The organism is Bacillus aquiflavi (genome assembly GCF_019915265.1).
Taxonomy (GTDB): domain Bacteria; phylum Bacillota; class Bacilli; order Bacillales; family Cytobacillaceae; genus Bacillus_BT; species Bacillus_BT aquiflavi.
This window is the reverse complement of record NZ_CP082780.1, coordinates 2,815,234-2,829,539: the sequence shown is the minus strand read 5'-3', so window position 1 is coordinate 2,829,539 and position 14,306 is coordinate 2,815,234. Positions and strand designations below refer to the sequence as shown.

Annotated in this window: 13 protein-coding genes and 4 pseudogenes; 4 read left to right on the top strand and 13 right to left on the bottom strand. The window is 34.7% G+C overall.

Features of this window, described 5'->3' with window-relative positions; translation table 11 throughout:
* Positions 1-97 precede the first annotated feature (97 nt).
* From mnhG to K6959_RS13750, 7 genes and pseudogenes are all read right to left on the bottom strand, one after another.
* A complete protein-coding gene (gene mnhG, locus K6959_RS13780) occupies positions 98-454 on the bottom strand; it encodes a monovalent cation/H(+) antiporter subunit G (RefSeq protein WP_394373002.1) in 357 nt (118 codons plus the stop codon).
* Complete coding sequence (locus K6959_RS13775) at positions 438-722, bottom strand: Na(+)/H(+) antiporter subunit F1 (protein ID WP_163239763.1); 285 nt, start codon at positions 720-722, stop codon at positions 438-440. The genes mnhG and K6959_RS13775 overlap by 17 nt, the downstream gene beginning before the upstream one ends.
* On the bottom strand, positions 722-1,198 hold the full coding sequence (locus tag K6959_RS13770; RefSeq protein ID WP_163239765.1) for a Na+/H+ antiporter subunit E: 477 nt from the start codon (positions 1,196-1,198) through the stop codon (positions 722-724). Before K6959_RS13770 ends, K6959_RS13775 begins: the two co-directional genes overlap by 1 nt.
* 6 nt (positions 1,199-1,204) lie before the next feature.
* Positions 1,205-2,686, bottom strand: a complete 1,482-nt coding sequence (locus tag K6959_RS13765; protein ID WP_223086786.1) for a Na+/H+ antiporter subunit D — start codon at positions 2,684-2,686, stop codon at positions 1,205-1,207.
* A complete protein-coding gene (locus tag K6959_RS13760; RefSeq protein ID WP_223086784.1) occupies positions 2,683-3,021 on the bottom strand; it encodes a Na(+)/H(+) antiporter subunit C in 339 nt (112 codons plus the stop codon). Before K6959_RS13760 ends, K6959_RS13765 begins: the two co-directional genes overlap by 4 nt.
* On the bottom strand, positions 3,021-3,443 hold the full coding sequence (locus tag K6959_RS13755) for a Na(+)/H(+) antiporter subunit B (RefSeq protein ID WP_163239771.1): 423 nt from the start codon (positions 3,441-3,443) through the stop codon (positions 3,021-3,023). The genes K6959_RS13760 and K6959_RS13755 overlap by 1 nt, the downstream gene beginning before the upstream one ends.
* Positions 3,440-5,853: pseudogene (locus tag K6959_RS13750) on the bottom strand (Na+/H+ antiporter subunit A). The gene K6959_RS13755 and the pseudogene K6959_RS13750 overlap by 4 nt, the downstream one beginning before the upstream one ends.
* 386 nt (positions 5,854-6,239) lie before the next feature.
* On the opposite strand from K6959_RS13750, the gene K6959_RS13745 reads away from it, so the two are divergent.
* The gene (locus K6959_RS13745) at positions 6,240-6,458 is read left to right on the top strand and encodes a hypothetical protein (RefSeq protein ID WP_163239773.1); all 219 of its coding nucleotides are present in this window, start codon (positions 6,240-6,242) and stop codon (positions 6,456-6,458) included.
* 3 nt (positions 6,459-6,461) lie between these two features.
* Here K6959_RS13745 and K6959_RS19900 read toward each other — a convergent pair whose 3' ends face one another.
* From K6959_RS19900 to K6959_RS13735, 3 genes and pseudogenes are all read right to left on the bottom strand, one after another.
* Positions 6,462-6,587 (bottom strand): hypothetical protein, encoded by a 126-nt coding sequence (locus tag K6959_RS19900; RefSeq protein ID WP_374058337.1) that lies wholly within the window; start codon positions 6,585-6,587, stop codon positions 6,462-6,464.
* 579 nt (positions 6,588-7,166) lie between these two features.
* Positions 7,167-8,356 (bottom strand): annotated as a pseudogene (locus K6959_RS13740) (MFS transporter).
* Between the two features lie 228 nt (positions 8,357-8,584).
* Positions 8,585-8,968, bottom strand: coding sequence for a kinase-associated lipoprotein KapB (locus K6959_RS13735; protein WP_163239777.1), 384 nt, complete (start codon positions 8,966-8,968; stop codon positions 8,585-8,587).
* A gap of 305 nt (positions 8,969-9,273) precedes the next feature.
* Here K6959_RS13735 and K6959_RS13730 point away from each other — a divergent pair.
* The 3 genes and pseudogenes from K6959_RS13730 to K6959_RS13720 all read left to right on the top strand — a co-directional run bounded on the left by K6959_RS13730 (position 9,274) and on the right by K6959_RS13720 (position 11,256).
* Positions 9,274-10,020, top strand: a pseudogene (locus K6959_RS13730) (peptidylprolyl isomerase).
* 159 nt (positions 10,021-10,179) lie between these two features.
* Complete coding sequence (locus K6959_RS13725) at positions 10,180-10,401, top strand: hypothetical protein (RefSeq protein WP_246234489.1); 222 nt, start codon at positions 10,180-10,182, stop codon at positions 10,399-10,401.
* Positions 10,402-10,734: 333 nt separating this feature from the next.
* The gene (locus K6959_RS13720) at positions 10,735-11,256 is read left to right on the top strand and encodes a superoxide dismutase family protein (RefSeq protein ID WP_163239781.1); all 522 of its coding nucleotides are present in this window, start codon (positions 10,735-10,737) and stop codon (positions 11,254-11,256) included.
* A 169-nt stretch (positions 11,257-11,425) separates the two neighbouring features.
* Here the strand turns inward: K6959_RS13720 and K6959_RS13715 are convergent, their stop codons facing one another.
* The 3 genes and pseudogenes from K6959_RS13715 to K6959_RS13705 form a co-directional block, all read right to left on the bottom strand.
* A complete protein-coding gene (locus tag K6959_RS13715) occupies positions 11,426-12,601 on the bottom strand; it encodes a MalY/PatB family protein (protein WP_163239783.1) in 1,176 nt (391 codons plus the stop codon).
* 396 nt (positions 12,602-12,997) lie between these two features.
* Positions 12,998-13,831 carry an alpha/beta fold hydrolase gene (locus K6959_RS13710; protein WP_223086782.1) on the bottom strand — a complete coding sequence of 278 codons (834 nt, stop codon included), beginning with the start codon at positions 13,829-13,831 and terminating at the stop codon, positions 12,998-13,000.
* 267 nt (positions 13,832-14,098) lie between these two features.
* A pseudogene (locus K6959_RS13705) lies at positions 14,099-14,284 on the bottom strand (helix-turn-helix domain-containing protein); the annotation flags it as partial.
* Positions 14,285-14,306 lie beyond the last annotated feature (22 nt).

Sequence of the window (14,306 nt, the reverse complement as noted above, 5' to 3'; positions counted from 1 at the left end):
AGAAATTGCACTTCGTTGTAAGTTTCCGCTCGTCCTACGTGCCTCGTCTGAAAATAGTTACTTCAATTGTTGACTTTGTCTTCGAAACTCCAACAAGTTATCGTTTGGAAAATTTCTTTTTTTGTTCCTTTAAATCATCTTGCACGCTTTTGTCCCAAAGCTTAACACCTGAATAATAGGCAGCCCTGCTAAGGAGATGACCAGCAACAGGCGATGTTAAAAAAACGAAACCGATTCCTAAAATGAGTCGTGAATTAAAATGCCCTTCTGTTAGAAAAAAATAGAGGAATGTGCCTAATAAAACAGACATAACTCCTAATGTGGCACTTTTAGATGCCGCATGATTCCTTGTATAGACATCAGGGAGTCTAATAACACCGAACGTAGCAATTAAACTAAGGAACACGCCAATGACGATTAAGCTGCCAGCCATGAATTTAAAGATCTCGCTCACGTTCAAGGATGACCCCCTTCTGTAAATATTTTGAGAACGCAACAGTACCGATAAAAGATAGAATCCCAATTAGTAAAATAACCTCAAAAAATGCATGAGTGTTTAAAAGAATAGAAACGATCGCAACCATAGAAATAAGATTAATACCAATCGCATCAAGAGCGACGACACGGTCTGGTACTGAAGGTCCTTTGATCACACGATAAATAAGGCCAAGTATAGAAATAGATATACCGATTAATGATATTTTCAATATGAACTCAAACATTATCGGCTCACCTCCATAATGGCTTTTTCAAACGAATTTTTAATGCTATTAATTGCATCCTCAGCATCTTCTATATCCATTGCATGAATGTATAAAGTTTTATTATCAGGTGAAATATCGATAACAAGTGTTCCAGGTGTTAAAGTGATGAGATTTGCTAAAATTGTAATTTCCCAATCTTTTTTCAGCTCCGTCGGCATTGCAAAAATGCCGGGTTTCATATCGAGCTTTGGTTTTAAAATAACTTTTAATACAGCGATATTTGATAAAATTAATTCGCGAATAAAAATGAAAAATAACTTGATTACGGCAACTATCCGAAATAAATAAAATCGTGAATTGAAAAACCTTCTAAACGTAAACAGGATGAGCAGTCCAAAAAAATAGCCGACAAAGAAAGTCATTGGATCGTAAGCTGCTTTTAAAAACATCCATATAAACGCTAAAAATATATTTAATAAAATTTGAAATGCCATCTGCCCCTACTCCTTTAATACCGCTTCAATATAAATGGTCGGGTTTGATAGTGTTTCTACAGCCTGAGAAATAAACGGATTAATTGCTTCTGATCCGACTCCATATAAAACAGAAAGAACGATTAATATAACTGGTGCAATGAGTAATGATCTAACCGGAACTTTCTCTTCTCCTTTAAATGTTTTCGGTATGCCCCAAAACCCATTTATAAAAAATTTCATTACTGAAAAGAGAACGAACAAGCTGGAAGCTAGTACGATTGCTGTCCCTAGGTAGTACTCACTGCTAAAACCGCCTTGCACAATTAATAGTTTTCCTACGAATCCGCTTAAAGGCGGTATACCTGCTAATGCTAATGCGGCAATGAAAAATGTCCACGCTAATCCAGGGTAGGTTTTTATTAGTCCTCCCATTTTCCTTAAGTCGCTTGTTCCTGTAATAGCGATCATCATTCCAATCAGAAGGAATAAGGCAGCTTTAATAATCATGTCATGAATTAAATAATAAATCGATCCTGATAAGCCGGCTTCAGTTGTTACCGCAAAGCCAAATAAAATGACGCCAATTGCAATAATAATGTTGTATATGATAATCTTTTTAACGTCCCAATAGGCGATTGCCCCAATGATTCCAAAAATAATTGTTAAGATTGATAAAACAATTAATATTTGATAAGTATAGCCGCGATCATGGTAGAAAAATAGCGAATACGTCCGCATGATAGAGTAAACCCCAACTTTAGTTAATAAAGCCCCAAATAAAGCCATTACTGGAACAGGCGGTGCGTAATATGAACCCGGCAGCCAAAAATAAAGCGGGAAAATGGCTCCTTTTATACCAAAGACAATCATAAATAAAATAGCAATCACAGTTAAAATCCCAGTCTGTCCAATTTCACTGATTCTTAATGAAATGTGTGCCATATTCAGCGTTCCGACAATTGAATATAAGTATCCAACTGCAATGACAAATAATGCAGATGAAATGACATTCACTAATAAATACTTAATTGTTTCGCGAAGCTGTATTTTTGTACCGCCAAGAACGAGCAAAACATATGAAGCCATTAACATGACTTCAAAGAAGACAAACATGTTAAAAATATCTCCAGTTGAAAATGCCCCTAATACGCCGACAAGTAAAAATTGCACGACAGGATAGTAATAAAACTTTTCCCGTTCTTCGCCAATAGAGCGAAATGAATAAATGATCGTAGCAAGTGCGATAATACTTGTTGTTAAAACGAGCAGAGCTGAAAGCATATCAGATACGAGTGTTATTCCAAATGGAGCATCCCAACTGCTTAAATTTACAGTTTGAATTCCATCTTTATATACCTTGTTTACAAGTATTACAGCAGCTCCAACCGTTATTAAAGATGCGATTAATGATATAACGCGTTGCAGTTTCACTTTTTTTGGTATAAACATTAAGATAATTCCCGTGAGCAAAGGTATTAACAGTGGTATTATTGGTAAGTTAATCATTTCTTTTCGTTTCCTCTCAACCTATCCATATTGTCGGTACCTAATTCTTGGTATGAACGGTAAGCTAATACTAAGAAAAAGGAGGTTACACCAAAGCTAATGACAATTGCTGTTAAAATGAGTGCTTGTGTCAATGGATCTGTATATGAAGATGCCTGCTCTCCTAAAAGCGGTGCTGCTCCTTTTTTTAATCCGCCCATCGTTAATAATAAAAGGTGTGCCCCCTGACTTAATATACCAGTACCGATAATGATACGCAGCAAGCTTTTCGATAGCATTAAATAAGTTGCTGACATAAATAAAACTCCGATTACAATAGCCATTAATATTTCCATTATTCACTCTCTCCAATCGTTTGAATAATGGTCATCGTGACGCCGATAACGACTAAATAAACACCTAAATCAAACAATGTTGCCGTATGAAGCGAAGTCTCACCTAACAACGGGATATTCATATCTCCAAACGCATGAGTAAGAAATGGAACATTAAATAGCAATGATCCAGCTCCCGTCCCAACAGCGAAAAGCAAACCAACTGCTGCAACTATTTTAAAATCTACTGGCAAAATTTTCGCGACTGTCTTTAAGTCATAGGCTAACAAAAGGAGAACAATTGCCCCTGAAGTCATAAGCCCACCGATAAAACCTCCGCCAGGATAATAATGTCCTGCAAAAAATAAATGGATAGAGAAAAGAATGATCACAAACAAAGTTACTTTTGTAATTGTTTGTAAAATGATGTCATTTGACTTCATCCGTCTTTCCTCCTTGTTAAACGTAATTTAATCATTCCGAAAATTCCAAGTGCTGCAATTCCGAGAACAAGAATTTCAAACATTGTATCAAAACCACGGAAGTCAACAAGGATAACATTTACCATGTTTTTACCTGCGGCTTTTTCATATGTGTTTTCAATATAATATTGAGATATAGAGTCAAATAATTTATTACTATGCGCCGATAAGGCAATTAATGTGATAACTACACCAACACCGACAGAAATAAGAGCATTTGTAAAGCGGAATCCCATCCGCTCTTCTTTTCGATTAATTTTCGGTAAGTGATAAAAGCATAATAGAAATAGCGCAACTGAAACAGTTTCAATCACAAGCTGAGTAAGAGCTAAATCTGGTGCTCGAAAAAGAACGAAGTAAAGGGCAACTGTATACCCGATTGATCCTAATAAAATAATTGATGTTAATCTTGATTTTGCAAATAAAATTGCAATGGCACAAATTGCAATAATTACAGCTAAAATAGCTTCATACACTCCGATAGGTGCTGCATTATCAATCGTAATTTTCAATGCATTTTTCACTGATAATGTAATACTTAACATACCGATAAAGAAAATAAAAATATAGACGAGATATGTTCGAATAAATCCGTTCATATAGCTGTTCGTAAAGTTGTTTGAACTACGCTGAATTAGCTCTAAACTGCCATCATACAGACGATTAATAGATCGTTTTTTAGGGAATAGCTTATAAATGTTTTTCCATTTTGGAAATGTTAGGTAAGCTATCGTTCCAACAGCGATAACTCCTATCGTCATCATTAATTCTATGTTAAATCCATGCCAGTAACTAATTTCAACGAAAAATTTGCTGCTATCATTGAGCAAAGATGGAAGGATGGAAGCCATTGCCGGTGCTATTAATGTATCAGATAGCAAGCTGTCAGCAAAAAATCCGAAAATAATAACGAGTGATGCTAAAATAACTGGTGGTATAAGCATGCCAATAGGAGCCTCATGAGGCTTTTTCTCAAGTTGAGCAGGCTTATATTTACCTGTAAATGTCTTAAAGAATAAAATCATACTGTAAATAAACGTAAAAATACTTGCAATCCAAGCTAACATTGGGAAGAGAAATCCCCATGTTTGCATATTGAAAATATCCATTTCTAACACACGAACCATGCCAGTAAAAAACATTTCTTTACTTAAAAAAAAAAGTTAAAAGGCGGAAGACCTGCCATTGAAAATGTACCAATCGCAGCAATTGTAAACGTGATTGGCATCATGTGCATTAATCCTCCAAGCTTGCGAATATCACGAGTTCCCGTTTCATGATCGACAATGCCGACGACCATGAACAGACTGCCTTTAAATGTAGCATGATTAATTAAATGAAATACAGCAGCTGTTGTTGCCACGATAAAAATATTTTCATCCAAATGATCATAATAGAGAGCAGCGGCTCCTACACCTAACAGAGACATAATTAATCCAAGCTGACTTACTGTAGAAAAAGCAAGAATGCCTTTAAGGTCTGTTTGCTTAACAGCAGAAAATGAACCCCATAATAATGTTACGAGCCCGACTCCAGCAACAAGCCATAACCAAAGGCCTGAGTGTGGTGCAAACACTGGACTCAGTCTAGCAACAAGATAAATTCCTGCCTTTACCATTGTTGCAGAGTGTAGGTATGCACTCACTGGTGTCGGCGCTTCCATTGCATCCGGAAGCCAAATATGGAACGGGAATTGAGCTGATTTTGTAAATGCACCTAACAAAATACATAGCATGGCAGGAATGAATAATGGACTAGTAAAAATGTCCCCAGCATTGTTAATAATTTCAGAAATACGAAAAGTTCCCGTCATTAAGTAAAGGAGAACAAATCCTCCAAGCATGGATAAACCGCCTAATACTGTAATGAGCATCGATTTTTGTGCGCCATAACGAGAACGCTCTTTATGGTACCAATAACCAATTAACAAGAAAGAAGAAAAGCTCGTTAATTCCCAAAAGGTATACAAGACGATTAAGTTATCCGATAAAACAACGCCTAACATTGCTCCCATAAATAAGAGTAAATACACATAAAATGTGTTAAGTTGTTCTTTATCTTTTGCTAAATAAAAAATGGAGTAAAGAACGACGAGGGAGCCGATCCCAGTGATGAGCAGAGCGAAGAGTAGTCCTAAGCCGTCTATTTTTACAGTAAAATCAATTCCAAGTGATGGAATCCAAGATATAGACTTTGTGACTGAATGTCCACCCATTGTTTCTGATATAAACTGAAAAAAGTAACTGAATAATAAAACAGGTAAAAAGAGGACAAACCAACCTGTATGAATTTGCCGAACATACTTATAAACAATTGGTACAAGTAGTGCCAGCAAAAAAGGTGATAAAATTGCCAAGTGTAGCAAAGACAGAGACCCCCCTTATATGTATAAATAGTTGTGATCGTTTTTTAATGAAGTGGTAAGATAGTTAAGTAAAATTTTTAAAAAGCTTTACTGATTTTTTAGAATAGTATAATCATCCAACATCCAACTATGAAACAGTAAAAATTAATTGTCGAATTAAGCTTTAAGTGAAATTATAACCTAAAACTTAAGCGCTTGCATGCCTTTAAAAAAATATCTTAAGATTCTTTAATCAATTAATAAATAGGTAGAAACCCGTCATTTTCGCAAGAAAAAAAATTTTTTTAAATAAAAAATTTTAGTTTTAAATGGAATCATTTGGGGGTATTGATGGTTATTTTATGTATATAATGAACTTTGTCGGTAAACGCTATGTATGGTGATGTTACAGGATGAGGAAAAAAATTTTTGTATCGCTGCTAATCTTTTTTGCAATATTTAGCGGGGCATCGTTTTTAAATGATCGTACTGAAGAAAAGTTAATGATTGCTGAAAATCAAAATTTACATGTTATCCCATTAAATACAGGGTCTGAAACAAACAGAAACATACGATTGAAATTTAAACAAAGAGAATATGTTCGGATAATTCCGTATGATAAAAATTATTAGCATTTAACTTTCAAGATCAATATTGTGAGCAGGCTCCTCAAGAATAATAAGTTTTGGATCATGTAAAATCGTTCTTGCAATATTAAGCCGCCTTTTCTCAGAGAAGCTAAGCTTTTCAAGCTTAACCATTTTTATTTAGTAAGCCAACATTCAGTCATCATTTTTCAATATTGACGGGAACATTATAAAGGTTTTTAATAAAAGTGAGATATTTCTTTGCATGAAGCCGTTCATAAAGGGCTTCATTTAAAAGTGAAAGACCAATCTCTTGACATCTTCTTTTGTCATTATTATTTACCGCCAGAAGCTGGAATCTCTTCGATTAAAATGTTGATTCATTTATTTCTTTCCTATATCAGCGTTACATTGGATATAGTTGTATTACCAATTCTTTTTTCTCACTTTTTAAAATAACCGACATGATCCTCTCACCTGTCATTTTATTCCCTTTAGCACGTAGCCAAAGCTTTTGCTTTATAAAATAGGGAAGCTTTAACGATAGGCTTTGTTAAACAATATTGTTGTTTTAAGTTCATTTATGGAAACTCGTGCCTTTCCGCTAAATGAGCGAATCAATCAACAAAGTTAAAATATAGCCTAATGATAAAAAAATTTTACCATATGACTCGTAATCGTAAGGAAACAACTTGACTATAAGAAAAAAGTAGCACAAACATATGTTTGTGCTACTAAAGGTTAATATTTGTCTTAACTATTTCTCTTTTCCGAGCGAATAATAGAAGTTGATTTTTTGACATTCCACCATAAAATAACGAATGTTAATAAAAATAAAGCACTTGTAATAAAAAAGACTGATGAGATGCCAAAGAAGCCTGCAAATATTCCCCCCATTACTGGTCCGATGACGTTTCCAAGAAAGCGAAAGCTCATATTATAGCCGAGAACCTCCCCTTGCATAGAGGCAGGTGCGACTTGACGAATATACGCAGTGACACAAGGAATGATTCCGCCAATTGCGATCCCAAATAAAAAGCGAAATAAAATAAGTTGCCATAAAGATGTGACGAACGCTTTTGGGATAAATACGAGAGCTGCAAATAAAAGTAAAATTAATAAGACACGTTCATAGCCAATCGAATCTCCTAGTTTACCCCAAGCCCTAGTAGTAAGTAAGTTTCCAAAGCCAGCTGCAGAAAAGGCAACTCCAGCAAGAAAAGCAATGTTACTAGAGTTAGTTAACTCGTTAACGTATAAGGCAAGCAGCGGCTGAATACTTAAACTTGCTACTTGGACAAGTAATGTAATAAACATAATTGTCATTAATCCGCGATGATTGAAAATATGGCCTAATACTTCTTTGCGAGTAAAAGTTTGTTGGTTTTTTTTTACCTTTTTCTCGCGGTTTTCTTTAATTCCAATTGCCACAATTGTAGCGGCTATAGCAATTGCAATTGATGTAATGATAAATGTATATTGAAAAACGAACAAATCAGCCATGAATCCACCCATTAGCGGTCCTAAAAGCCCCCCGGATACAGTTCCCATCTGTAACGTTCCTAATGTTTTTCCTGCAATTTTTTTAGGCGTTTGTGATGAAATAAGAGCCAGGGACGTCGGGATAAATCCAGTGACAGCTCCCATGAGAAGTCTTAAAATAAATAATCCTTCAACAGAGCGAATAAATCCCATTAAAAAAATACTTGTTGCGATTCCGTAGCCAGTAATCATTAATATTGGCTTATATCCGCGTTTATCACCGAAACGCCCCCATAAAGGAGAAACAAAAAAAAAGCTGTCAAAAATGTAATTCCAAATACGAAGCCTGCCCAACGTTGTACGTATTCTTCACTAAAGACTCCAAATGTTTCAATATATAGAGACAGAAGTGGGATAATCATTGTTGTACTTGCGGCAACAAGAAAATTTGCAAACCACATGATGATTAAATTTCTTTTCCGGATAATAACACCTTCTTGTAAATATTTCGTATCCCTAAATATTAATCATATATAAAAGTCATTAATTTGAAAAGAGAAAAGCTTAACACTTCAATTATGGGGAGATGATTATATACTATATTTATTCCTGCTTATGATATGAGGCGAACGAAAAAGCAAGCTTTTTTCCGTTTCATATCGTAATGCGATTTTACACGGGTGCTATCGTTATTTTTTAAAATAATCCATTTCTAGCGTTTTTAGATGTGATAAACTTCTGTCTGCCCAAGCACTCCCTTCTTCTTGTAGTTCTTGTTTCATGTTGTTTACAGCGTGATGCAATGACTCAGTATAGTTTGGGATTTTTTCATTGTAAGCATGTACTAGTTTTTTTGGAACATTTGTTTTTTCATGAAAAGCTAATGCTCTTCTTTCATGAAAAAAGCTTGGATTCGGATTTTTTGGGCTATGCAGATCCCCTTGCATCGGGTGTTTAAGTACTGCAAGCACTTTTATTAAATAGTGTTGTGGACGAACATCAACAATTTCTCCAATATATTTTCCCGTTTTATAGACGGCTGTTATCGTTTGCCCAATATTGAATTTATTCATTTTATTGCCTCCTTTACAGATACATAATAGTTATATATGAACGTTACTTAAAGTATAGGTATATAGTTGTTATCGTGACAACTTTTTTTTACTTTATTAAAAAATGTATTTCTTTACGTTTAATCATAAATAAGGTGAGTCTTCAAAATTTACAAAAGTGAGATAGAGAGATTGCCCTCTTTTTAGATTTTGAAAAGGGCAAGGGCGATTTTTTATTAAATTAACATGATAAAAAATTTATTGAAAACAAAGGGTGCAAAGAAAGCAAAAATCAGTTAAAGTTAAAAAATGGAGGGATCATTGCAATGAAAAAAAGTTTATTTGCTTCATTAGTGACAATTTTGCTAATATTGGGCGCGTGTAGCACAAATTCAGATGACACAGTTAAGCAAAAGACTAACAATAACGAAAAACAATCACAAGCAGAAAAGCAGAAAGAAGGAGAGAAAGACATGAATAATGTAGTTTATCCACAGCTTACAACAGAGGTATTGGAAAATGAACAACTAGTTGAAATGGAGACTTCTATGGGAACGATTAAAATCAAATTATTTCCAGAATATGCTCCTAAAACAGTTGAAAACTTTGTTACTCATAGTAAAAATGGTTATTATGACGGAGTTACATTTCATAGAGTGATTGATGATTTTATGATTCAAGGCGGAGATCCTGATGGTACAGGACGCGGTGGTGAGAGTATTTATGGTCATCCGTTTGAAGATGAATTTTCTGACAAGCTTTTTAACTTACGCGGTGCTTTGTCAATGGCAAATGCTGGTCCAAATACAAATGGAAGTCAATTTTTCATTGTTCAAAATAACTCAATGGATCCAAGTTTTTAAGGGCAACTTGAAAAAGCAGGTTATCCTAAAGAAATTATTGATGCATTTATAGAAATGGGCGGTACTCCTTACTTAAATTTTAAACATACTGTTTTCGGACAAGTAATTGAAGGAATGGATGTTGTTGATAAAATTGCTAAGGTTGAGGTTGACTATAGTGATAAGCCTGTTGAAGATGTCATCATTAAAAAAATAACTGTAATTAAATAGTAAAATAAGCTGAGGTTGTCGGTCATGTGAATTGATTGAAGATAAAAATTTTTAAGTAACGTATCCATAGGGGAAAACATTAAAAAGTTGGAACACATTTAAAAGACTGATATAATAAATGAGAAATATGATTGTAAGTGAAGAGGAAAGGAAGATTCTATGTTCCAAGAGCTCGTTATGCCACTATATATGTATTTCCCATTTCTTTACTTCCCTGAGGATAAAACTGAATATATTCCAGCTGCCATCTCAATGTTCATTTTTATGGTAATAACAGTGTTAGCTTTTCGCCTTGTCATTAGAATTTCAAAGCGGCAAGCAGAGAAAGCAAAGAAGTTTGAAGAACAGTTAAATTTGACAGATGATCATAAAAAAGAGTAATTGATCATGATGAATAGCTTTTAAACATCCTTTCAGTTTGTATTTATGGTGCAATTTTCTTAGAAAGTGATTGAAAACCGCTTGTTAGGCACGAAACGGAAAGCGGATAGAATAAATTGTTCAATGAGCTTACAAATCTTACAACGAAGTGCAAGCAAAGTATAATGTGTGAGCGTTTGACAACAGTTTTTGCAGGGACGTTAAGACGTCCTTTTTTATTTTCCTCTTTCAAAGTTAAGTCATCCATTTATCCCTTCTTTATGTCCGATCGTTTATGAAGGATCAGACTTGGTCATAATGAATACAAATTAGGGATATGGAGGATTTACTGTCATGAGAAGACGATGTGCACTTGTTTTGTTATTACTATTAACAGGATGTACTGAACAATCCCCAACATCAGTAGAAGTTGAAATGTATAATAGGGATGGGGATTCTTTGGGGAAAATTAAACTGATGGAACAAGCAGACGGGGTTAAGTTAAGCATAAAATTAAAAGGACTCCCTCCTGGGGAACACGGTATGCACATTCATGATGTTGGAAAGTGTAAAGGACCTGACTTTCAATCTGCTGGTGACCATTTTAATCCAGAGAAGAAAGAACACGGACTCTTACACCCGAAAGGTGCACACGCCGGTGACTTACCTAACTTAATTGTAAAAGAAGATGGGAAAGTGGAAGAAGATATTGTTGCTCCTCAAGTTACCTTAAAAGAAGGAAAAACATCTTTATTTACGAAAAAGGGGACATCGATTATTATTCATGAGGATAAAGATGATGGAATGAGCCAGCCTGCTGGTAATGCTGGCGAACGTATTGCGTGCGGTGAGATTAAAAAAGAAAAGGCTGAATAACAGCCTTCAAAAGAAGGATCAGACTAAAAACCGCTTAACGTTTTTTAGTCCCAGACTGTTGATATACGCTCGCATGCTTCGTTGTCTATTCGTTTCCACCTCGACTAACAAGCGTCTTAACCAGTCTGGGAATGATGATTTTTTCTATAATTCACCAATGTTGAACACTTTAGTTTGTTTGTAATGCTTTTTTAAAACGTTTGAGTCCTTCTTTTAGTATTTCGCGCGGGCAAGCAATGTTCATTCTTACAAAGCCTTCTCCTCCAGGGCCGTATTTGGCTCCAGGTTCAAGTGCAAGCTTTCCTTTGTTTAGTAAGCGATTTTTCAACTCAATATCTGATAAACCGAGGTTGCGACAGTCGAACCAAAGCAGATACGTTCCTTGAGGCTCGATAAGTTTTACATTTGGCAGATTTTCTTCAATATATTTTTTCGTTATATTTACATTCTCTTTAATATATTTTAATAACTCCTCAAGCCATGCTTCCCCATGGCGATAAGCTGCCTCCACTCCAATTAATCCAAAGGTCCCGACAGAGAAGAAGCCTTGTTTTCGTTGGACCTCATTAAATTGATTCCGCAAGGTTTCCTCTTGAATAATTACGGAAGAAACGTTTAACCCAGCTAAATTAAATGTTTTGCTTGGAGAAATACATGTGATAACTATTTTTTCTAGCCCTTCTAAAGAAGCAATCGGGATATGTTTAAAAGGTTCAAGTACTAAATCCGAATGTATTTCATCAGCAAAAATAAGACAGTTATAGCGCAAACAAAGCTCTCCGATTTTTAAGAGCTCTTCTTTTGTCCAGACACGTCCGCCTGGATTGTGCGGGCTGCATAATAAAAATAATTTTACACCTTCTTTTAAACGGTTTTCAAAACATTCAAAGTCAATTTCATATTGACCTTTCATATTAAGTCTTAACGGGCTGTTTACAACAACACGGTCATTTTTTTCAATCATTTCAAAAAAAGGAGCATATACTGGTGATTGAAGCATTACTTTATCGCCAGGTTTTGTATAGGCACGGATCACTGTACTCATAGCAGAAACTACACTTGGACTAAGAGTTATCCATGATTTTTCAATTGGCCATTGATGACGTTTCTGCATCCATTGTTGCATTACTCTATAAGTTTCGTCTGAAGCAAATGTATAGCCGTAAACCCCGTGATCAAGTCGTTTCTGAAAGGCTTCTGTTACTGCAGCTGGTGCACGAAAATCCATATCAGCGACCCACATTGGCAACAAATCATCTTCGCCAAATAACTCTTTCGTCATTTCCCATTTAAATGAATTTGTTCCGAAACGGTCAACGTTTTCGTCAAAAATATTTCTAGTCATTTTCTCCACCCCTTTGATTTTATTACACTTTGCTGTTGATGTAGAGCATCTTAGAAGAACTAAAAATATCTAGGCTATGTCATACAACTCTGTTGATTTATTGGCTCATTTATCTTTTGACGATTTGAATTGAGAAGAGAGTGTTTTTTTCATTTATTTCTTTCGTCATCGCTGTGTGTGAGATGTAATCTAAAAATCATAAAAAGTCATATAGCCAAATATTGATAGGCTTGTTCATTTATTTATTACCATCATAAGCGTGATATTTATTAATTACAATATAAATTGATGTTATGACCTTTTTGCATAAAAAATTTAGCTGTAAATTGTTTAGGAAACGCAGTCGATTTTTTAAAAAAGAGGTTTTCTCTTTTTTTACTAAGAAATATAAAACTTTTAATTTGTTTCATTAACAAATTTCAACACATGTCTAAAAACATCAAGAGGACGTTCTTCAGGAAGGAGATGTCCTGTTTCTTTAAAAATAACTATTTGCGAGTTCGGTAATTCTTTATTTAATTTTTCTCCAACATTTAATGGAACAATTTTATCATCTTCACCCCAAATGAGCAGACAAGGTGTTTCAATTGTTTGCAGTTTTTCTGAAGATAGGTCTCCTTCGCGATGACGGATCATTCTTGTTAAGGCTCGAAAAATATCATTTTTCTGAAAAGGAGTTAAATAACCAGAAATCATTTCATGATCAATTAATGTATGGTCATATATAACATTTTTGAGATTTTGTTTTTCGCCAGATTTTCCAAGCCAATATTTTATGTAAAGATAAAAAAAGGGGAAGTAGCTTACAAAGATTAGTGATCGTTTAGCCCGCTGTAAGTAAGCTGAGCTGCATAGTAAAATGACTTTTTCCACTAAAGTTGGTTGTTTATAAGCAATGTTCAAGCTTATTTGTCCTCCCATTGAATGGCCCATGATGATGATTTTATCAATTCCCATCATTTTAATAAAATGAATAATTGTTTGCGCGATATTATCATATGAGTACGTATAACGCAAAGACTTTCCGCTTTTTCCGAAAGGAGGGAAATCTATAGAAAAAACATTAAAATCATTTTTTAATAAAGGGATGAGACGACGGTAGCTAAAAGAGGAGGATAAAAAACCGTGTATAAGTACAATTGTATTTTTGGAAGAAGGATGGGCATAAAATTCATAATATAAATCAATGCCATTTAATTTTTTATTTCCAGATGCTTTTTTAAAACCCATGGTCGTTCACTCCTGCTTTGCGAGATATCATTTATTTTATCCAAAATCATTCCTTTCACACTGTTGTCGAGAAAAAGATGGTGAAAAACAAAAAAAAGACAACCTACACGATTGTCTACTTAAAAGGGGGGAATACTAGAAAGCCTTATAATACAATATTAACCAAGTTTCTAGGTTATTAAACATATTTTTTAAATTTTTTGGGAGTTTTTTATTTTTTTTTTATTATTATTGATTGTTTGTCATAGACTTTCCTTTATTTCCTTGAAGGTCAGATGCAGGCACGTCTAACACTGTGGAAATTTTTAAAATTGTGTTTGTGTTTGGAATTTGCTCACCGGATTCATAGTTCTCAATAGTTTTTGTTCCTACCCGAATTTTTAATGCTAATTCTTGTGCAGTCATGCCTCTTCGTTCACGCCACAATTTAATATTTTTTCCGATTTCAGACATTTTTACCCTCTCCTTTATTTAG